General features: G+C 48.9%; 18 protein-coding genes and 1 pseudogene. 14 read left to right on the top strand and 5 right to left on the bottom strand.

Annotation, left to right across the window (positions count from 1 at the left end; all coding sequences use genetic code 11):
- Positions 1 to 569: 569 nt before the first annotated feature.
- The 12 genes from DSM2777_RS08185 (at position 570) to DSM2777_RS08130 (ending at position 14,258) form a co-directional block, all read left to right on the top strand.
- Positions 570 to 1,976, top strand: coding sequence for an undecaprenyl-phosphate glucose phosphotransferase (locus DSM2777_RS08185; RefSeq protein ID WP_046458326.1), 1,407 nt, complete (start codon positions 570 to 572; stop codon positions 1,974 to 1,976).
- Positions 1,960 to 3,252 carry an outer membrane beta-barrel protein gene (locus DSM2777_RS08180; RefSeq protein WP_061553642.1) on the top strand — a complete coding sequence of 431 codons (1,293 nt, stop codon included), beginning with the start codon at positions 1,960 to 1,962 and terminating at the stop codon, positions 3,250 to 3,252. Before DSM2777_RS08185 ends, DSM2777_RS08180 begins: the two co-directional genes overlap by 17 nt.
- Before the next feature lies 1 nt (position 3,253).
- The gene (locus tag DSM2777_RS08175) at positions 3,254 to 3,811 is read left to right on the top strand and encodes a polysaccharide biosynthesis/export family protein (protein WP_061553641.1); all 558 of its coding nucleotides are present in this window, start codon (positions 3,254 to 3,256) and stop codon (positions 3,809 to 3,811) included.
- A gap of 1 nt (position 3,812) precedes the next feature.
- Positions 3,813 to 5,936: a GumC family protein gene (locus DSM2777_RS08170; RefSeq protein WP_064645367.1), complete on the top strand. Its 2,124-nt coding sequence runs from the start codon at positions 3,813 to 3,815 to the stop codon at positions 5,934 to 5,936.
- Complete coding sequence (locus tag DSM2777_RS08165) at positions 5,933 to 7,147, top strand: lipopolysaccharide biosynthesis protein (RefSeq protein ID WP_046458329.1); 1,215 nt, start codon at positions 5,933 to 5,935, stop codon at positions 7,145 to 7,147. Before DSM2777_RS08170 ends, DSM2777_RS08165 begins: the two co-directional genes overlap by 4 nt.
- Positions 7,144 to 8,529 carry a hypothetical protein gene (locus tag DSM2777_RS08160; RefSeq protein ID WP_046458330.1) on the top strand — a complete coding sequence of 462 codons (1,386 nt, stop codon included), beginning with the start codon at positions 7,144 to 7,146 and terminating at the stop codon, positions 8,527 to 8,529. Before DSM2777_RS08165 ends, DSM2777_RS08160 begins: the two co-directional genes overlap by 4 nt.
- Complete coding sequence (locus DSM2777_RS08155) at positions 8,522 to 9,526, top strand: glycosyltransferase family 2 protein (RefSeq protein ID WP_061553640.1); 1,005 nt, start codon at positions 8,522 to 8,524, stop codon at positions 9,524 to 9,526. The genes DSM2777_RS08160 and DSM2777_RS08155 overlap by 8 nt, the downstream gene beginning before the upstream one ends.
- The gene (locus tag DSM2777_RS08150; protein WP_046458332.1) at positions 9,523 to 10,743 is read left to right on the top strand and encodes a glycosyltransferase family 4 protein; all 1,221 of its coding nucleotides are present in this window, start codon (positions 9,523 to 9,525) and stop codon (positions 10,741 to 10,743) included. The genes DSM2777_RS08155 and DSM2777_RS08150 overlap by 4 nt, the downstream gene beginning before the upstream one ends.
- A complete protein-coding gene (locus DSM2777_RS08145; protein ID WP_061553639.1) occupies positions 10,736 to 11,857 on the top strand; it encodes a glycosyltransferase family 4 protein in 1,122 nt (373 codons plus the stop codon). Before DSM2777_RS08150 ends, DSM2777_RS08145 begins: the two co-directional genes overlap by 8 nt.
- A 2-nt stretch (positions 11,858 to 11,859) precedes the next feature.
- Complete coding sequence (locus tag DSM2777_RS08140) at positions 11,860 to 12,264, top strand: hypothetical protein (protein WP_046458334.1); 405 nt, start codon at positions 11,860 to 11,862, stop codon at positions 12,262 to 12,264.
- A 66-nt stretch (positions 12,265 to 12,330) separates the two neighbouring features.
- Positions 12,331 to 13,716, top strand: a complete 1,386-nt coding sequence (locus DSM2777_RS08135) for a DUF4832 domain-containing protein (RefSeq protein WP_061555354.1) — start codon at positions 12,331 to 12,333, stop codon at positions 13,714 to 13,716.
- Positions 13,717 to 13,742: 26 nt separating this feature from the next.
- Positions 13,743 to 14,258, top strand: coding sequence for a serine acetyltransferase (locus DSM2777_RS08130; RefSeq protein ID WP_061553638.1), 516 nt, complete (start codon positions 13,743 to 13,745; stop codon positions 14,256 to 14,258).
- 49 nt (positions 14,259 to 14,307) lie between these two features.
- Here DSM2777_RS08130 and DSM2777_RS08125 read toward each other — a convergent pair whose 3' ends face one another.
- Positions 14,308 to 14,634, bottom strand: a complete 327-nt coding sequence (locus DSM2777_RS08125) for an EthD family reductase (protein ID WP_061553637.1) — start codon at positions 14,632 to 14,634, stop codon at positions 14,308 to 14,310.
- A gap of 186 nt (positions 14,635 to 14,820) precedes the next feature.
- Between DSM2777_RS08125 and DSM2777_RS08120 the strand changes: the two genes are divergently transcribed.
- Positions 14,821 to 15,732, top strand: coding sequence for a LysR family transcriptional regulator (locus tag DSM2777_RS08120; RefSeq protein ID WP_061553636.1), 912 nt, complete (start codon positions 14,821 to 14,823; stop codon positions 15,730 to 15,732).
- Positions 15,733 to 15,824: 92 nt separating this feature from the next.
- Here DSM2777_RS08120 and arsC read toward each other — a convergent pair whose 3' ends face one another.
- From arsC to DSM2777_RS08105, 3 genes are read right to left on the bottom strand one after another with little or no spacing between them, the layout of a single operon-like run.
- Positions 15,825 to 16,250 carry a glutaredoxin-dependent arsenate reductase gene (gene arsC, locus DSM2777_RS08115; RefSeq protein ID WP_061553635.1) on the bottom strand — a complete coding sequence of 142 codons (426 nt, stop codon included), beginning with the start codon at positions 16,248 to 16,250 and terminating at the stop codon, positions 15,825 to 15,827.
- Between the two features lie 12 nt (positions 16,251 to 16,262).
- Positions 16,263 to 17,552: an arsenite efflux transporter membrane subunit ArsB gene (arsB, locus tag DSM2777_RS08110; protein ID WP_061553634.1), complete on the bottom strand. Its 1,290-nt coding sequence runs from the start codon at positions 17,550 to 17,552 to the stop codon at positions 16,263 to 16,265.
- Between the two features lie 58 nt (positions 17,553 to 17,610).
- The gene (locus DSM2777_RS08105) at positions 17,611 to 17,961 is read right to left on the bottom strand and encodes a transcriptional regulator (protein ID WP_061553633.1); all 351 of its coding nucleotides are present in this window, start codon (positions 17,959 to 17,961) and stop codon (positions 17,611 to 17,613) included.
- Between the two features lie 275 nt (positions 17,962 to 18,236).
- On the opposite strand from DSM2777_RS08105, the pseudogene DSM2777_RS24885 reads away from it, so the two are divergent.
- Positions 18,237 to 18,320 (top strand): annotated as a pseudogene (locus tag DSM2777_RS24885) (MBL fold metallo-hydrolase); the annotation flags it as partial.
- Here DSM2777_RS24885 and DSM2777_RS24415 read toward each other — a convergent pair.
- Positions 18,298 to 19,041 (bottom strand): helix-turn-helix transcriptional regulator, encoded by a 744-nt coding sequence (locus tag DSM2777_RS24415; protein ID WP_061553632.1) that lies wholly within the window; start codon positions 19,039 to 19,041, stop codon positions 18,298 to 18,300. The pseudogene DSM2777_RS24885 and the gene DSM2777_RS24415 overlap by 23 nt on opposite strands.
- Between the last annotated feature and the right edge of the window lie 352 nt (positions 19,042 to 19,393).

The raw sequence follows: 19,393 nt of genomic DNA, 5'->3' as shown, positions 1-19,393 counted from the left end.
CTTTATTGGCATCATATATTTTAAGCCAATCCAAATTGCACTTAGTCATGATTAAAGGCTGCATATTTTATAAGGTTTTAGCTTTTTTATTATTGATTCTATGTTTATGCAAGCCACTGATTTTTTTATTCGCAACCTCATTCAATCACAACAGTAACCATGATGATTTCCCGCTCTCATCACACGCCTGTAGCCGTGTAAAATATCTCATTATCAACTACCATAATAGATACATTTCACGCTACTGCTCAGGCTGCACTGTATATGAATCCATGCCCGTCTCTGGTGTTTTTACATACTCAAAAAAACATCACCAAGGTGCCCGTTACAATTCACGCACTAATTATAAGGATTCTAACCACCTTAAAAATATCGCGGTTCTTTAACGCTGGAAAATCTTAGATATTTTAGATTATAGAGGCTGATTTTCAGTGTGATAAATTTACGCCAGAATTATCTGATACATAATTTCATCACAAAAAATGGTAGATTAGCGCTCAGTAGAATAGAAAAAATCACCTTAAATCACACGAAATACAGAATAATCTCATTAAGGGATAAGATAAAAAATGCTTAGCCATCGAATCAGAATTAAAAGGCGCGGTTACCCTATCATCGCGAAATTCATGGACTTTTTTTTAATGAATTTCGCATCCATTTTGTTTTTCTGTTTATTTTCGCAGCAAATTCTTTACAGTGGAATCATCTTTAGCGTTTTGTTTTCTATTGTTTTTCTCTGGTTTGCTGAATATACCGGCGTATATAACTACCGCATTAAGTCTCTGCGCTTCTCTGAGTTTTACCGCCTTGCGGGTACCTGCCTGCTGGCTTTTGTCTTCATGGAATGCCTCCGTCTTTTATTAACCTACTTCGGTAAATTCCGTCTTCCCGGCCTTTGGGAATATGACCTTTTCCCACCGCTAATCTGGCCCTATTTGGTTCCGTTGCTGACCGTATTTATTATCAGGCTAATATTACTCAAGCAGTTCAAACAGAAGAAAATTCGCATCGCGATTGTCGGTATGACACCCGCAGGGTTAGCCGCTGAACGAGAACTATTGAAAGAATACAGCTGGGAAAAAATTGATTTATCCTATTACGACGATCGTGAAGAAAGTCGCTTTGGTTACCTCACTCATGCCCCCTATCTCGGCAAGGTCAATGATTTATTAGAGCGGGCGCGCAAAGGCGATTTAGACGAAATCTATATTGCGCTACCGATGGCTGCGGTAGAGCGGATCCGTCATTTTCTTTCTATGATGTCAGATACTACCGTCGATACGTTTATTATCCCCGATCTCTATTCCTACAGTACGTACACCACTGAAGTTCGCATGATCGGTAATATGCAAGCCGTGAGTATTCTGAGTTCACCGTTTGACGATGGCGGTGCCATCATTAAGCGTGCGGAAGATTTAATACTCGGAAGCATCATCACGCTGCTCATTGCGCCACTGATGTTGCTGATTGCGATAGGTATTAAACTCACCTCTCGTGGCCCTGTTATTTTTAAACAGGATCGCTATGGCCTAAGCGGCCAGAAAATTACGGTATATAAATTCCGATCCATGCGGGTCATGGAAAATGCCGACGTTGTGATTCAAGCGACTAAAAAGGATCCGCGAGTCACCCGCTTCGGCTCCTTCCTGCGCCGTAAGTCACTCGATGAACTTCCGCAGTTTATCAACGTGCTGCAAGGGCGTATGTCGATTGTTGGCCCGCGGCCTCATGCGATCGCGCACAACGAAGAATACCGCCAGCTTGTTGATAACTATATGATTCGCCATAAAGTAAAACCCGGTATCACAGGCTTAGCCCAAATTAGCGGCTATCGTGGGGAAGTCGATACTCTGGATAAAATGGAAAAACGTATTCAATACGACATTAACTATATTCAGAATTGGTCTTTGTGGCTGGATATCAAAATCATCTTTCAAACCATCACAAAAGGTTTTTCCGGTGAAAACGCCTACTAGCGCCCTCTTGCTCGCGGGGCTGGCTATCATACCCTCGGCGTGGGCGCTTCCCACGCCGAAATCGCACGTCGGTGTGGCGGGTATCGATTTCCAAAGTCAGGTAGGCGTGGACACCGGTCAGGTCAGTAACGTGACCTACCAACCATGGTCGCGTAACGAAATCAGCTCAACGTTTTACAACGTGAGTCCGTTATTGCGCGCCATCGGTGAGCGTAATGAAGATCGCTATCTGCTGATGTATTCCGGTGACTACCGTGCTTACACTCAGGACAGTGCAGACAACTATGCCAATCACTTTTTCCGTTTCACCGGCCAATGGCGCTACGGTCAAATGCATGGTTTGAGTTTGGACGTACAAGATACGCTGGGGCACGAAAATCGCGGGCGCGGCATCACCGAAGGCTTTTTACCAGAGCAGTTCACCGCGTTCGGAATTGATAAACCGCTCAATACCCGCTTTTTAAGCAACGAGCTCCGCTACAGTTTTGGGGCTCCGGAAGGACGTGGCAAAGTCGAAACGGCCCTGCTTTATAAACAATTACGCTTCACTAAACTGGGCGATGTTAACGAGGCCGATCGCGATTTTTATCAGTACATCCGCGATCAGGAATGGCATGAACCGAGCCTCGTGGTGGAATTGTTTGATATGTACAGCAAGAAAAGCCGCTTTCGCTACAGCTTCATCACCAACCAACGTCGCTATGAAACCAGCTCGCTCAAAGACAGCAACGAATATTATTTGTTGTACGGCTATAAGGCTCAAGTGACGGGCAAAACCAGCGTCGATGCCAACGTCTCTTGGCTTTATAAGCAGTTTATCAACGAGCCTAACGCGCAGGACTTTAGCGGGCTGAACTGGGATATCAAACTGGAATGGAAACCGCTGCAACAATCCTCCATTGCGTTTCACAGCGCACAACGGATTAAAGATCCTTCTGAGATCGGCGGCTATATCTTGGTAACAGATAATGGATTGGGCTGGACGCATCACTGGTGGGTAGACCGCTTTTCGACCACCGTGGATTACGCTTATGTCACTGAAGATTATAAGAAACAGGTCAATAATCGAAAAGACCGTAACGGCATACTGACGCTGAGCACCAGCTATGATTTTCGGCCCTCGATTAATTTCGAGCTGAAATATCAGATAGATACACTGCATTCAAATAAGAAAACCGATGCGTTCTTTATCGGGCCAAACTTCGATCGCGAAGTAGACAGAACGCTGGGTTATGACAACCAACTGATTATGTTAACGGCTAGGGTACAAATTTAACGTGAAAAACTTAATACCAGCGCTTCTCATATTTCTATGCAGCATTCTCACCGCTTGCAGCACGCCTACGCCGCTGATGGACACGCCGTCGAAAGATAACCGCTACTGGCTTGGAGAAGGCGATCAAATCAATATCGCCGTCGCGGGTGAGCCTGATATGACCATGCGTTTTATGCTTGATAACGGCGGTACGATTACTTTCCCGTACATCGGCCAGCTGCGCTTAATCGGCAAAACGCCTGAAGAGGTTAGCGCCGAGATCGCTCAACGCCTAAAAGGCGACTATCTCCATAACCCGATGGTTACCGTTACCGTTACCGTTAGCCAATTCCGTAACTTCTTCATTCTGGGTGAAGTGGAAAAACCAGATGCTTATCCTTGGCAGCCTGGCCTAACGGTTGAAAAAGCCCTCGCGCTGGGCGGTGGATTTACCGATCGCGCCGACAAACACGACCTTAGCATCCGTCTTTCAGGCAGCAATGAGCTGCTGGAAAACGTCGATGTGCGTCATTCTTTACGTCCTGGGGACACCGTCATCGTTGGCATGAGCTTCTTCTGATATGAAACTATCTATGGTTGAACAAGGGAAAAAGCTGGAAAACGTGGTTGAGTTTTCCAGATACACTCGACGGATCCGCAGCAAAATCTGGCGTCTTCTGGCGGTGGTGATTGTCACCGCGGTGGTTGCCTATCCGCTGATCAAATTGATCCCGTCAAAATATGTTGCGACGTCAGCGGTGATGATCAAAGCGCTACAGGACGACACCACGCCGTTGCCACAGCTGAGCCGCTACGATGCGACTCGCAGTGATTTTTACGAAACGCAATATGCCATTGTGCAATCGCGAGTGGTGATCCAAAAGGCCATTACCGATCTGAAATTGGATCAGGAACCAACGTTCAACGGCGGCTTTGATGCCAGCCAAATCACACCCGATAATGCCGCACTGCGTATGGAAAAAACGCTCAAGAACGTGGTTAATAATTTGTCGGTCAGCGGCGTGCGCAATACTCAACTGATTGATATTAGCTTCCAGTCACCGTCGTCAGAAATGGCCGCTAACGTGGCTAACGGTGTCGCGCGGGCCTATATCAACTATTCGGTAGAGCAAAAACATAAAGCGACTGAAGACGCATTGCACTGGAATCAGCAGCAGATGGAGCGCGTGCAGCAGCAGATGGTCGATCAGAAAGCGGCCATTGATGCCTTCCTGAAAAAGGAAAACATGCTGACGTTTCGTGGTGTAGACGGCTATGAAACCGAACAGTTGGGGATCATTACCAACCGCCTCGCTGACGCGACACAACGCCGGATCGCGGCACAATCCCAATACGATGAAGTGCAAAAAGCGCTCGCGGATCACGCGCCAGAAGAGATCATTTCTTTGCCCGAATTCTCAGGCCACGCGCAAATTCAAGATCTGCGCATTGCCCTGACCCAAACACGACGCAGCCTCGCTGAGCTGCGGAAACGCTATGGGCCTAAGCACGATAAAATTCTGGAAGCTCAAGCGCAGGTTGACACGGTTAACGGCCAAATCGGTCTGGTGATCGGCGAGCTGGCGCGCGGTGCTCGCCAGCAATTCCAAACGGCTCAAGACGAAGAAAATCGCTATCAGGCGATGCTCGACGCGCAAAAAGGTAACTTCCAGCAGCTAGCCGGCAAGCGCGATCAATACAACACTATGATGACGGCGCTGAACAAAACGCAGGAGCTTTACCAAACGCTTTATCAGCGAGCCCACGAGTTAGCCTTATCCGTATCGCTTGACCAGCCTGACGCCGTTATTTCTGATCCTGCCGTACCGCCAGAACGCCCAGCAAAACCGAATAAAGCCCTGCTGTGGATCATCTCGGTGGTGCTGGTGACGTTGATTTATTTGGTTTGGCTCATTGTTGGTGCCGCTCTGCACAATACCCTGAGCAGCATGAGTCAGCTGGCAAAAAGCTTGAACCTCAAAGCGCTGGGTGAACTGCCGCTCTTCGGCGAATCGACCGATCGCCGTCAAACGGTGCAACAGCTCCTCAACGACCCGCTACGGGCCGATATGATCCACGCCATCCGCACCCAACTGCTATTGGCCTCTCCGTCTCCGACGGTGTTAACCCTAACGTCGGCTGAGTCCGGTGAAGGACGCTCACTGGTCGCAGAAGCATTGGCCTTCTCGTTCGCTATCGATCAGCCGACGCTGCTGATCGATATGGACTATGTCAACAATGGCGGTTTATCGACGGCCAGTGCACCGGGGCTGGCCGAAGTTTTACAAGGCAGCAAAACGCTGGATGAGGTGCTTATCAAACAGGGAGCTCATTTAACGCTATTACCTCGCGGTAAACTGAGCGGCTCAACGCTGTTGATGCTGACGTCATCCGCTTTCGTCACGCTGCTGCAAACGCTGCGCCAGCGCTATGCGCGCATTATTATCGATACTCCTGCGCTGAGTCAGGCGCAGGATAGCCAGCTCATCGCACGACAAACCGACGGCGTGGTGCTAATTGCACAAGCTGAACGTTCGCAGGCCAGTGAATTACTGGCGATGCTGGAAACGCTCAAACGCGAGCAGATCCACTTAGTCGGCGCGGTGCTGAATAAGGTTAACGATAACAATCTTGAAAGCCGAGAAGGCGACCGCCTGATCCACCAGCACGTGGGTGAACTCATCACGCCGGTGAAATCACGATGAATCTTCTGCGTAGTATTACGACGATTGCCAGTTCATCGGTGGTTTCACAGCTGATTGGCGCGCTGTCGATTTGGTTTATCTCACACAAGTATGGCATGGCGGAAGTGGGGATTTACTCACTGATTTACAGCATTGTGCTGGTTGGCGCGCAGGTGTGTACCTTTGCCTCTCAATTACTTATTCCGCGCCAGCCTGATGATGAACAGCTAGCGCGTAACGTGGCATTCTGCCTGATACAAAGCCTGATTATCGCCGCACCTTATGCTGCGTTAACCGCATGGCTATTTCATCAGAATGTGCTGTTCCTGTATCTGCTCACGCTCAGCTATGCGCTGGTATTGGTCGCGGAAAACCTGTCGCTACGTACCGGTAATTATCGTTTTTTAGTATTCCAACGCATGATGGTGTCGGTGGTGGTAATTGCCGCGCTGCTGCTAACCTCGAATACCACGGCCTTCTATTGGCTGTGGACCGCGGCGATGCTGGTGCTGATTATTAGCTGCATTATCAAAACCTTCCGCTTAAGCACGCTACGTTTATCCCACTGGGGGCTCAAAAGTAACCTCGGTTTCTTTCGCGAACATCGCCACCATCTGAGCAAAGTCGGCAGCGCGGAAGTGTTGGCCATGGTCAATAACAACCTGCCGATCATGCTGATCAACTTCTGGTTCTCGGCGCTAACGGCTGGGTATTTTTCGGTGGTGATGCGCTTTTGTCTCTCGCCGGTCACTATTGTTGGCAATGCGGTGCGTAACTCTATTTTCTCTAAGTGGTCGATGGATTTTCGCAACCACGTTTTCAACTACCCTGAGTATAAAAAAGTACGCCGATTGCTATTCGTGCTCGCCATTGTCTGCGCGCTGGGAGTATTGATTTTCTATCCACTGGTGATGAAATTTGGCTTTAGCGAAGAGTGGATTGCCTCCATCCCTTCCTCTCGCTATATCCTGCCGTATCTGTTCTTGGCGCTGGCGATTAGCCCATTAACCGTTATCGAACTGGTCTTTGGCTCGCATTTTTATTTTCTGCGAATTCAAGTGGAACAGTTGGCGATTACGCTATTGGCCTTCTTGGCGCTCCCCTACTTCGGGCAGACTTACCCCGTTGCGGTGCTTACCTTCTCATTGCTGACGCTGCTGCGTTATCTGTTCATTTGGCAACAGATGAATAAACGCGCGGCGAAGCTCAGCCAACAGATGGCGCATCCATGAGTATAAACAGCGCCCTCTGGCTGCAAATCTATACCGTCGTCACCCTCGTTTTTTGCGGGGTAGTGCAGTACTTCACCGGTATTCTCGCCGTCCTGTGGCTGCCCGTCGTCATGGCGTTCGTGACCACCGGTTTTCTGCTGATGCAAACGCGCCGCACCCCGCTGGAGCTGGATTTATCAGAAATGATGGTGTTGGTTATTTATCTCTGCTTTGTGGTTTTGGCGCTCATTAGCACCGTGCTGCAAGGCGGGATCACTGTCACCATCATCGGGATTAAAAACGAAGTTGGCATGTCACTGGTGCTGTTCTGCCTGCTGCTTGGCTTTTGTCGCGAATCGCAGATTTTCCGTATCAGCCGTCTGCTGTACTGGATTTTCTATGCTCAATTCCCCTTGGTTATCTATCAGGTTCTGATCGTGCTGCCGCAGCGCGTCGCGATGCGGGGTGAAGATGAGAAGTGGGACTCGGTGGTGGGCACATTCGGCGGCGATCCGATGGGCGGCGGTAACACGGCGGTGATGGGCATGTTTTGTCTGCTGATTATGCTGATGAAACTCTCCGAGCTAAAACATGGCGTCACCACGTGGCGTTCAGCCGCCGTGCATATTGGTTTGGCCTTCGTGCTCTGCGTGTTGGGTGAAGTGAAGTTTATTATTTTGCTCTCTCCGTTCCTGATGGCGTTGGTTTGGAGCATGCCGTCGTGGGTAAAAGGCGTGAGCAAAGTGACGCTGAAAACCCTGCTGATTATTTTCGCCGTCATGGGCGGGCTCATTACCATCGCCATTATGGTGCTTTCCGCCGGTTACTCTTCTGCGTTCGGCGGTGAAACAGGAAAAAGCTCACTGAGCATTTTTCTCGATTCTCTCGACTATATTTTTGATACCAACTACATCATGGCGGCCACCGGCGAGTTAGGGCGTCTAACCACCATTTTCTTCTGGGCCAAACATAGTGATATGTGGGGGATTTCCAGCATGCTGTTTGGCTATGGGCTGAATGCCACCAACAGCGGCAGCGCAGTCTCTGCGGGCTACCTCAATATTATTTTCCGCCTCGTGCTCGATTCCACCTCGCTCAGCATGCTGCTGTGGGAAGTTGGCCTCGTTGGCACCACGCTATTTATTGGCCTGCTGCTGTGGATTGTACGCATCACGTGGCCACGGCCTCTGCTGGACGTCAACGATCTAGATAAGGACGACATACAGCTTCTTTGCTATGGCCCCGCCTTTACCGTTTTTATTATCGGCTGCCTGCTCAGTTTGCCCTACAGCCAAACGCTGATGATTATTCCGTTATTGCAGTTTCTGTTTTATTTGGTGAGTGGTTCGGCACTGGTTATTCGCCGCACCGTTCATCGTTCGATTCGGAGAGAGTATGAGTAACTCACCTTTTATCACCGCCAGCATTAAGACCTTCAATGAGTCGCAGGGGATAGAGAAAACTATCGACAGCATTCGCCGCCAACTGGCAGCCTATCCTCACGAGATCATCGTTGCAGACAGTCTGTCGACCGATAACACCCGCGAACTGGCCTGCGCGAAAGGGGTAACGGTGGTTTCATTACGTCATCCGGAAGATCGCTGTTGTGGTGTCGGCCATCAGCTTAGCTATCTGCACAGTCAGGGCGAATTTTTGCTGTTGATGGATGGTGATATGACGCTGGAGGATGAGTTTATCGAATCTGCGCTGGCGTTTATGCAGGCTAACCCAAACTATGCGGGCGTCGCTGGAAGAGTGGCGATGGATGAAGGCAGCAACTACGAATTTAAATCTCGCAAACAGCGAATCAACAAAATCTACCCTCTCGGCGACTGCGATCACCTCGGCGGCGGCGGCTTGTATCGCCGCAGCGCGATCGAAAAAATAGGCTATCTGACCCACCGTGGGCTGCATGGTTATGAAGAAGCTGAGTTAGGTATTCGTCTACATCAGGCAGGTTACAAACTGCATCGCCTCGATGTGCCCTATTTCAGCCATACCTCGCATGTTATGTCGACGCTAACCATGCTGCGCTACCGCTGGAAAAGCCGCTTTTTAAGTGGCCCAGGCGAACTGCTACGCAGCGCTTGGGGCAAACCTTGGTTTCGAGACACGCTGAAAATTACCCGTAACGAAGCGATTTTTACCCTTTATTGGCTTCTGGTATTCGCCATGCTGCTAAGCGGCAACGGCACGTTATTCGGCCTGTCTTTGCTACCGCTCATTCTGTTTATCGGTTTAAAAACGGTCAAAAACCGCTCGCTATTTGCAGGACTGCACAGCGTTCTCAATCTCACCGCATTTTCTGCTGGGCTGATCCGCGGACTGCTCACCCCACTTCCCGACCCGATGCAGCCACCAGAAAATGATATTGTTAGTCATCAGGATGCAAAACAATGAAAGTCCTGCTCGTTAATAAATACTTTTTTATTAAAGGCGGCGCTGAAACCGTCTATTTTCAGGAAAGCGATCGGCTGAAAGCGGCCGGAGTCACCGTGGTGGATTTCTCAATGCAGCACGAGAAAAACGCTCCTTCCGACTACGCCAAATGGTTCGTCAGCAATGTCGATTATCACGGTAACAGCGGTATTGTCGGGAAAATTAAAACCGCCATTAACTTTATTCACAACGCTGAAGCCTGCCGTAAATTTAACGATCTGTTGCTACAGGAAAAGCCAGATATTGTCCATTTTCACAATATCTACCACCAGCTAACGCCTTCTATTATCGCCATTGCACAGCGCTTCGGCTGCAAAACCGTGCTGACGGCGCACGACTATAAAATTGTCTGCCCGTCCTACACCATGCTGCGCGACGGACATGTTTGCGAGGCGTGTTTGGAGGGTTCCGTCTTCAACGCGTTTCGCTACCGTTGTCAGGAGGGATCGGCGGGAAAAAGTCTGCTCTTATCTCTCGAGGCGATGTGGCAAGATCTGGCGCGCAACTATCACAAACTGGATGCCATCATCTCTCCCAGCGCTTTTTTACGCGAAAAAGTGATCCGCAAAATAACCGATGTGCCGGTTGAGGTTATCGTCAACGGTATTGATGATACTCAGCCTATGGGCGATATCCGCGACGACGGCTATTTCCTATTTATCGGCCGTTTAAGCCGTGAAAAAGGCGTGGCGACTCTCGCTCAGGCTCACCGCTTAATGCAGCATCCGCTGCCGCTAAAAATCGCGGGCGATGGCCCGCTGCTTCAGGATTTACGCGCGCGTTTTCCTGAAGCGGAATTCCTTGGCTATCAGCAGCAGGGGGAAGGACTCAACAATCTCATTCGCCATGCCAGAGCCGTTATTGTGCCTTCTGAGTATTATGAGAATTGCTCAATGTCAGTGCTAGAAGCCATGTCATTTGCCAAGCCGGTGGTTGGCGGCAACATCGGCGGTATTCCGGAGCAAATCCGCGACCGTCAAGAAGGACGGCTTTTCGAACCCGGTAACGCCGAGCAACTTGCCGGTATTCTTGATGAACTGGCACAAAATCCTGATGACGCTCGCGCGCTCGGCGAACGTGCTCGCCAACGTTTAGAGAATAAATACTCTCTGCGCGTGCACATGGACGCACTTATTGCGCTCTATCATAAATTGCTAAGTGGGATGCCGCATGACTAAGCGAATTACAGTACTGGGTACGCGGGGTATTCCCGACGTTTTAGGCGGCGTAGAAACGCACTGCCAGAACCTCTATCCGGCTATTAAAGCGCGCTATCAAAATGAGGTTGATATCTGCGTCATTGCCCGTTCACCCTATGTCAATTATCAGCGTTCGGTTTATCGCGGCGTGAAAACTCGCTCAATCTGGGCACCGAAGAAAAAATCACTGGAAGCGATCATTCACTCCACGCTGGCGGCGCTTGCGACCCGCTTTGATGGTTCAGATATCGTACATGTGCACGCTATTGGCCCCGGGCTGGTGGTTCCGCTGCTGCGCTTACTCGGCAAAAAGGTTGTGTTCACCCATCACGGTCCCGACTATGCACGCCAAAAATGGGGACGCTTCGCCCGAATGGCGCTCATGCTGGGCGAGCGTTGGGCGGTGAAATATGCCAACGAAGTCATCGTCATTTCTGAAGTAATTAATACGCTAGTTAAAAACACCTACGGTCGTAATGATGCTCATCTGATCCCCAACGGTGTTAATCTCCCTGCGCCGCTAGATCCGGCTATCGCCAGCCAAACGATGACGCAGTTTTCATTACAGGCAGGGGAATATATCGTTGCAGTCGGTCGTTTCGTGGAAGAAAAAGGTCTGCATGATTTGATTGAAGCGTGGAAACAATCTGGCGTCTCATTCCCACTGGTGCTGGTTGGCGATGCCGATCACCCAACGCCCTACAGTGAAAAACTGAAACAACTGGCGCGCAATACTCCGGGCGTGATCCTCACCGGTTTTCAGCGCGGTGCCGTATTACAGGCGCTATTTGCTCAGGCGCGGCTGTTTGTTATGCCGTCCTATCACGAAGGATTGCCGATTGCGCTGCTGGAGGCGATGTCCTACTCTCTGCCCGCCGTTATCAGTGACATTCCGGCTAATCTAGAGGTTGGCTTGGAGCCAGATGCCTATTTTCCTGTTGGGAACGTGGCAGCTCTCGCAGAAAAAATTGCCAGCCGCAGCAACCTGCCAACCACAGATTATCAGCATTATTTGGCTCGCTATAACTGGGATACCATTGCTGAACAAACGATGCAGATATATAAAAACACATCAAACAAATCAACAGGTTAAACGTGGAAAAATCTGACAAACGACCGCTCGTTCTAGAGCGTTTCTACCGTGCGCTCGATGAGAAAACGATCGACTCGCTGACTGACGAGCAAAAGCAGGCAGTGGAGAAAGCCGTTCTCGACATTACGCTAGTGACACGTCATCAGATCGATATTCGCCGCAGTTTTCCACTGTTCACCAAACGCTTTTATTTGGTGTTTTTGTTTGGCCGCGATCTACGCCGCCGACCACGCCAAGAATCTCCTTTGCGGCGTTTCATTGTTTCAATCTTAGTTATTTTGGCCGCTATTGCCGCCGCTGGCTCGGTATTTATCTCGCTTTATCTGATCAAGTCAGCCCTCGGCATCGATATCTTCCCAAACTACCATCTCGGTCTTTGGGACTGGCTGATGCAGCATCGCGAGTAAATTTGTATGAATAAGGAATACACCATGTGGCCTAAACGCCTCGGGTTCACGAACATAGTCACACTGATGATTGCCGTGTGTGGTATCGCGCTCTCTGCTTTATCGGCGAGCGCCAGTGAAAATAAAATCACCGTCACTCCCCACGCCATCAGCGGCCCCTTGACCAATCCGGGCAACGGCGTGGCCAGTTTCCACGACGGCTACGGCGAGCGCCTGTCTGAGTCAAAATATCCCAATACCGGTATTGAATATCAGCGCTTCTACTGGAGCGATTTAGAGCCTGTTGAAGGTAAATTTAACTACACACTGGTCGATGGTGCTTTTGCCGTCGCCGCCCGCCATAAACCGGCCATGAACGTAGGTTTGCGGTTTATGACACTCGAAGAACCCGACTCAGGTTCACGCATTCCCGATTGGCTAATTAAAAAAGGCATCAAAGGCACGTGGACAGCGAACGGAAAAACCTTCGTTCCCGATCTTGATGATCCTGTCTTTATCCAATACGCCCAACGCCTGTTAAACGCCTTTGGCAAACGCTATGACGGCAATCCAGAATTAGCCTTTCTCGACATTGGCATGGTTGGGTCATGGGGAGAATGGCACAACAGCAATTTTCCAACCGTCAAACCACTGCTAGAACGCTATAGCACCGAGCAACTCAATCGCTACGTCGATATGCATTTCACCGCCTTCCCTCACACGCCAAAAATTATGCTTATCAGCGGCGGTGAAACTCTGGCGTATGCCGCGAAGAAAGGCGCAGGCTGGCGTGCAGACTGCTGGGGTGACTGGCATAACTTTACCCAAGATTGGAGCCATATGCGCGATGACTATCCGCAACGGCTTGCCGCCGCTCAGGCCAGTTGGTCTGGCTTTAATACAGCATGGAAGAAAGCACCCATCAGCCTTGAGATCTGTGGCTACATGGCCGAATGGCTTTCCGTTCAGCATTATACCCGTGAGCAAGTGCAAGCCAGTTTTGACTGGGCGCTAGCGCACCATGCCAGCACGCTCAACCTGAAGTCGCGTGAGGTTCCGGAAAAGTACCGTGATATTGTCGACAAAGCCCTAGAAAAAATAGGCTATCGTTTCCGCGTTGTATCACTCACCCATGACAAAACAAGCCCCCTTGGGCAGCCAATTATTTTGGATAGCCAATGGTCAAACGACGGCGTGGCGCCTATCTATTTGCCTTATCGTTTAGCGTGGCGTTTACAGGATGAACAGGGGAACACCGTTACACAAGCCGTGACAGACGCTGACATCCGCCAGTGGCTTCCGGGCCAGCACGCCCTCCACTCTACTCTCGCCGTACCGAGCAATCTGAAATCTGGGCGCTACTTTGTGGATGTCGCACTCATCGACAAATCAGGTAAAGCACGCATACAGCTGGCAAACGAAGGCCAACAAAACGACGGTTGGTATCGCCTCTCAACCATTACCTTGCAATAATTACGTTGCAATAAGTGAGACTGCTCATGGCAAATAACCTGCAACGCGCTTGGCGAGAGATCGCCAGCGCTGGCGCACTAAAAGCAAAACTGGTGATCTTGTTTTACCGGATGGCGACGCTGTGGCGCAGCCGCAATCCACTGCTTAAACTACTCGGACTCCCCTTTGTTATCCTCAACAAACTGGTCAGCGAATGCCTGTTTTGCGTTGAGATCCCACACCACGCACGTATTGGTTACGGACTTAAAATCTACCACCCGCACAGCGTGGTTATTGGTCGCGATGTGATCATAGGCGAGAACTGCATCCTGCGTCAGGGCGTCACCATCGGCAACGTCACACACCGCGACGGTCGCATCAGCAACAGCCCAGTATTGGGCAACGATATTGAGTTTGGTGCTAATGCGATAGTCATTGGTGACATTCATATCGGCGACGGTGCAACAATCGGCGCAGGCACCGTGGTCACTAAAGATTTATCCGCGGGCGCAGTGGCTGTGGGGAATGGGTTTCGTATTATTCATGCAGATAAACAGGCCTAATGGCGAAAGCGATTCCAGTCAGAAATAAGCCATTACACTACGCTGTGATTTACAGCTTTCTGATTTCAGTAACATAGGTAATCGCTGCCTGTTCCACGAAGTTTGGAACATCTTCGTAAGCTTTCTGACCAATGGGTGAATCAAAAGCCGCAATTGCGGCTTCAATGGAGTCAAACCAGAGCTCCGAGAAACCATCAACGGGAGAATCAGGGTATTTTTCTCGGTCAATAGGATTGAGCACATACCCTTTTAGGCCTGGAAGTTTAAGCGTAATCGCCGTGTGTACATGCTCCCAGTGCTGAACAAAATCTTCAAAACTTTGGCCTTTTTTACGCGTAAGAAAGCCCACATGTTTGAAACCCTTAACTGATGACATACCGTTCTCCTCAAAACTAACTGTGCCGAGTATGCGAGATGCGCCCTGTAATGCACAGGGTGAGCCTGTTACTGTGCCAACCACTATGATTGTTTTTTATTGCATGATAAACAGGCTTTCATTCGCTACTATGTAGACATAGATTCTACAATTAGCATCCTAGCCGAATACGTCTGACGAAAATTTATGCGAAAAACCGATCATCTTGGCAGTATTACAGCCTTTGTCAGCACCGCCCAACTGGGGAGTTTCACTGCGGCGGCGGAAAAATTGGGGCTCACCAAATCGGCCGTTGGGAAAAGCGTCAGCCGTCTTGAAGATCGCCTCGGGCTGAAGCTGTTTCAACGCTCGACCCGAAGTCTTAGCCTAACCCCAGATGGCGAGCGATTTCTTACCAGTTGCCAGAGCGCCATAGAGATACTGGAACAGGCCGAGGCCGAACTAACCTCTCATACCAGCCAGCCATCAGGACAGCTTCGCGTTGATTTACCCGCCGCGTTCGGACGACAGCGCATACTTCCTATCCTGTTAGACATCACCCAGCGCTATCCTGAGCTGACACTCACCGTCACGTTCAGTGAGAGGTTTGTAGACCTGATCGAAGAAGGCATTGATCTTGTGATCCGCATTGGTGAACTAACGGATAGCAGTAGTTTGGTCGCGAGGAAATTGACGACTCAGAAGCTAGTTATCTGTGCATCGCCGGATTACCTTCTTTACCGTGGAGAACCCGCCAGCCCCGATGAGCTGCACCAGCATCGGTGTATTGTTGGGCTTCGTCGCAATCAGCCTATTTCATGGTTGTTGAAAGGAGATGATGGCCAAACCAGCCGCTTTACTCCCCCTCCAACACATGAGTTTGGCGATGGCGATGCCATGCTTGCCGCCACATTGGCGGGAAGTGGGCTCTCACAACTGCCGCTGTGGCTGGTGGGAAAATATCTCGCAAGCGGTGAACTGCGCGAGGTCCTTCCTCGCTATTCCAGAGGCGAAATGTCGATTAGCGCCCTATGGCCGAAAAGCCGCCAGCTACTACCAAAAATCCGCTACGTTGTGGATACCTTGGTTAAAGCGGCAGAAGATGGCCTGCTCGACTAATAGAAATTCAAAAGTGATTGAGGCAGACCTGCTGAAGGTTTTGGTGAAGTCACTAGAAGTCATTGGCATAGGGGCGTTTGCCCCCTTGATGTTTACGCTATTCGTTTACCTGCATCATCAACCACCTTCTCACCGTCTTCTTTGGTGAAAGCACCTTGCTGCACATCAGGAAGGATATCCAGAACTACCTCGGACGGACGGCACAGTTTAGTTCCCAGTGGCGTCACCACAATCGGACGGTTAATCAGGATCGGATGCTGCAACATAACGTCGATGAGCTGCTCGTCAGTAAATTTATCTTCGGCTAGACCCAGTTCATCATACGGCTCGACGTTTTTACGCAGCAGCGCCCGTACTGAAATACCCATATCTGCAATGAGTTTGACCAGCTCATCGCGTGAAGGTGGAGTCTCGAGGTAAAGAATAACGGTCGGCTCAGTACCGCTATTGCGGATCATCTCCAGAGTGTTACGCGACGTGCCGCAGGCTGGGTTGTGATAAATCGTAATATTGCTCATGTTAGTATCTCATTACGAAGTGAAAGAGAGACGTAGCGCCAGCGCGGCCAGCGTTACAAACAGCACAGGCAGAGTCATGATAATCCCAGTGCGGAAATAATACCCCCATGTGATAGTCATGTTCTTCTGCGAAAGCACATGCAGCCAAAGCAGCGTCGCTAAACTGCCAATCGGGGTGATTTTTGGCCCTAAATCGCAGCCAATCACGTTGGCATAAATCATCGCTTCTTTAATAACGCCTGTTGCGGTGCTGCCATCGATAGAGAGAGCGCCAACCAGCACGGTAGGCATGTTGTTCATGATGGAAGACAGGAAAGCTGTCAGGAATCCAGTGCCAAACGTCGCGGCCCAAAGGCCTTTATCTGCCAACACGTTCAGCACGCCAGAGAGGTATTCGGTTAATCCCGCATTGCGTAAACCATAGACCACCAGATACATCCCGAGCGAAAAAATCACAATCTGCCAAGGCGCACCGCGCAGCACTTTACCGGTGTTAATGGCATGACCTCGTTTCGCCACCGCAAACAGGATAACAGCCCCCACCGCCGCAATCGCGCTAACGGGAATACCGAGCGGCTCCAAAACGAAAAAGCCAACCAGCAGAAGAATCAAAACGATCCAGCCAGTCCTGAACGTTGCTGGATCTTTGATTGCTTTTACAGGTTCTTTGAGACGTTCAAGGTCATAGGTTGGCGGAATGTCTTTGCGAAAGAACCAATGCAGCATCGCCAACGTGGCAATAATTGCGGCAATATCCACTGGCACCATCACCGACGCATATTCGGTGAATCCCAGATGGAAGAAATCGGCAGAGACGATATTCACCAAGTTCGAGACAATAAGCGGCAAGCTGGCGGTGTCGGCAATAAACCCAGCAGCCATCACGAATGCCAGCGTGGTGCTTTTACTAAAGCCAAGCGCCAACAGCATGGCGATAACAATCGGCGTTAAAATAAGCGCAGCTCCATCGTTGGCGAACAGTGCCGCTACTGCTGCACCGAGCAAAACGATATAAGTGAACAGCAGGCGCCCTCGACCATTTCCCCAACGAGAAACGTGCAGCGCCGCCCATTCGAAAAAGCCGGATTCATCCAGAAGCAGGCTGATGATGATCACGGCAATAAACGTTGCTGTCGCGTTCCAAACGATATTCCACACCACGGGAATATCGCCTAAATGTACAACGCCAGAGATCAAAGCCAGTACTGCGCCCAACGTCGCACTCCAACCGATCCCTAATCCCTTCGGCTGCCAGATAACCAAAACGATGGTCAGGACAAAAATAGCGCCTGCCAGTAACATAACATTTCCCTCATCATGATTTCATATATACAAAAACATATATGTTTAGGTGAATTTTTTAGATACAAACAGCTTTGCCGCTGCTAGAACAGTTAGCCACGGACAACTTACGGGCGAGAACTTTAATGTCATCTTGCTGACTTAACCAAGCCTGCTCAATAACCTGAGCCGCCCAAGAAGGCATATGCGGGGATAAACGATAGTAAACCCACTTCCCCTGCTTGCGATCCAATAACAGTCCGCTTTCACGTAACATCGCCAAATGACGAGAGATTTTCGGCTGTGACTGTTCCAGTGCGGTACACAAATCGCACACGCACAATTCTCCCATTTCCCTGAGCAATAACACGATGCCCAGACGAGTTTCATCAGATAGATTTTTGAAAAGTTGCAGACAAGCTAGCGGCATCGTTCCTCCTAGATATTTGGCAACAGGATACTCTGCGGGTTGATAAAATCAATGATGCATTCGGTAAAGCATATACATCAAAGTTTGATAAAAGCATTTTTACCCGTTCAACAAAATTAAGCTCATGTCTGATATCACCGAAAAAATGTTAGCAAACTACATTGGCCCGATTACATCGATCATTGTCCCTCAGCCCTGTCACGACGCTCAGGCCATCTTTTTATACTGGCAATATTCAGGCACTCCGGTGCCTATCAACGCCAAACAGGATAGCCATGAAACTAACACAAGTAAGAAACGCTACTCTTTTTATCGAATACGCCGGTACCACCTTCCTCATTGACCCGATGCTGGCGGAAAATCATCATTATTCAATTGGCAATCATGAAATATACATTCTCTTTGAAGAATAAAATCCTGAATATTTCGTGAGCCAAGCTTATTTAATGCAGAAATTCTGTTGGCATACGCTGTTTTTAATGAAATACCGAGCTCCAAAGCAACTTTCTTCATATTATGGCATCGCATATATTGCAGCAACGCAGCTTGTTCAGAACATGTTAATTTATATTCATTCACAGGGGACTCATGACATTCTGATACAACACTGTTTATCCAGTAGAATAGTTCGCCATTTAATCTAGTGAAATCAATCCTTCCAGTAACCATTACTATATTTGTACCAGAAACCAGTTTGCTAATTATAGGGGTAATTTTATCTGCAATAACAAGAATAGGATGTTCGACCCAAATTGACACTGAGCGTAAATATAGCAATGTTTGATATACAACATCAGGTAAAAGTTCAGATAAAACTATTACAGTGTGCATCCACTTATCTTCATATTGTAATTTTGGATTACCAGTGAACTCTTCATCTATAATTTTCCCACATGGTAGTGCGCTTTTAAAACCCAGCGTAAAATACTTATTCGATGAAAATATCTTTATAGTAATGTCAGTTATATTTGCCCCGTATACTTTTTCATTAAATGTAAGCTCACCGGGCCTAATTACCTCATCTATAATTTTATGTATTGGTATGAGCTCACTTGTCGTTCTTACACCTAACTTTTCCATTGTCTCCCTCCTATGGTTGCTCATTTTCCTGGTGCTAACCACCATGTTTTTCTATTCTTCGTAGAAGAATATTTATCTTGTTTGGATTTTTCTACAGAGCAAAAAACACTCACCATTTGCTATAAAATCATTATTCATTAATTCCCACCACTTTAATAGCGGTCATATTTTTTGAAACATTAGATATAAATGCTTTGATAACATCACAATGAATAGAACTATGTTGCTGAAATTAGCAATCAGCACTTAAATATTATATTGATTCATACAAAGTTCACTATTAAGTGAGATAATTTAAATAATTAACAGAAAAAACATCTTAGAGAATTACGCTAATAATAAGCCATAAAAA

It is taken from the genome of Obesumbacterium proteus (assembly GCF_001586165.1).
Lineage (GTDB): Bacteria > Pseudomonadota > Gammaproteobacteria > Enterobacterales > Enterobacteriaceae > Hafnia > Hafnia protea.
Note: the sequence above shows the minus strand (reverse complement) of the source record. Positions and strands in the feature narration are given on the sequence as shown.

Excerpts from the sequence above, each read along its gene's own strand:
- DSM2777_RS08185 (WP_046458326.1), top strand. The coding sequence starts at position 570 with ATGCTTAGCCATCGAATCAGAATTAAAAGGCGCGGTTACCCTATCATC.
- DSM2777_RS08170 (WP_064645367.1), top strand. The coding sequence starts at position 3,813 with ATGAAACTATCTATGGTTGAACAAGGGAAAAAGCTGGAAAACGTGGTT.
- DSM2777_RS08165 (WP_046458329.1), top strand. The coding sequence starts at position 5,933 with ATGAATCTTCTGCGTAGTATTACGACGATTGCCAGTTCATCGGTGGTT.
- DSM2777_RS08160 (WP_046458330.1), top strand. The coding sequence starts at position 7,144 with ATGAGTATAAACAGCGCCCTCTGGCTGCAAATCTATACCGTCGTCACC.
- DSM2777_RS08155 (WP_061553640.1), top strand. The coding sequence starts at position 8,522 with ATGAGTAACTCACCTTTTATCACCGCCAGCATTAAGACCTTCAATGAG.
- DSM2777_RS08150 (WP_046458332.1), top strand. The coding sequence starts at position 9,523 with ATGAAAGTCCTGCTCGTTAATAAATACTTTTTTATTAAAGGCGGCGCT.
- DSM2777_RS08145 (WP_061553639.1), top strand. The coding sequence starts at position 10,736 with ATGACTAAGCGAATTACAGTACTGGGTACGCGGGGTATTCCCGACGTT.
- DSM2777_RS08135 (WP_061555354.1), top strand. The coding sequence starts at position 12,331 with ATGATTGCCGTGTGTGGTATCGCGCTCTCTGCTTTATCGGCGAGCGCC.
- DSM2777_RS08130 (WP_061553638.1), top strand. The coding sequence starts at position 13,743 with ATGGCAAATAACCTGCAACGCGCTTGGCGAGAGATCGCCAGCGCTGGC.
- DSM2777_RS08125 (WP_061553637.1), bottom strand. The coding sequence starts at position 14,634 with ATGTCATCAGTTAAGGGTTTCAAACATGTGGGCTTTCTTACGCGTAAA.
- DSM2777_RS08120 (WP_061553636.1), top strand. The coding sequence starts at position 14,821 with ATGCGAAAAACCGATCATCTTGGCAGTATTACAGCCTTTGTCAGCACC.
- arsC (WP_061553635.1), bottom strand. The coding sequence starts at position 16,250 with ATGAGCAATATTACGATTTATCACAACCCAGCCTGCGGCACGTCGCGT.
- arsB (WP_061553634.1), bottom strand. The coding sequence starts at position 17,552 with ATGTTACTGGCAGGCGCTATTTTTGTCCTGACCATCGTTTTGGTTATC.
- DSM2777_RS08105 (WP_061553633.1), bottom strand. The coding sequence starts at position 17,961 with ATGCCGCTAGCTTGTCTGCAACTTTTCAAAAATCTATCTGATGAAACT.
- DSM2777_RS24415 (WP_061553632.1), bottom strand. The coding sequence starts at position 19,041 with ATGGAAAAGTTAGGTGTAAGAACGACAAGTGAGCTCATACCAATACAT.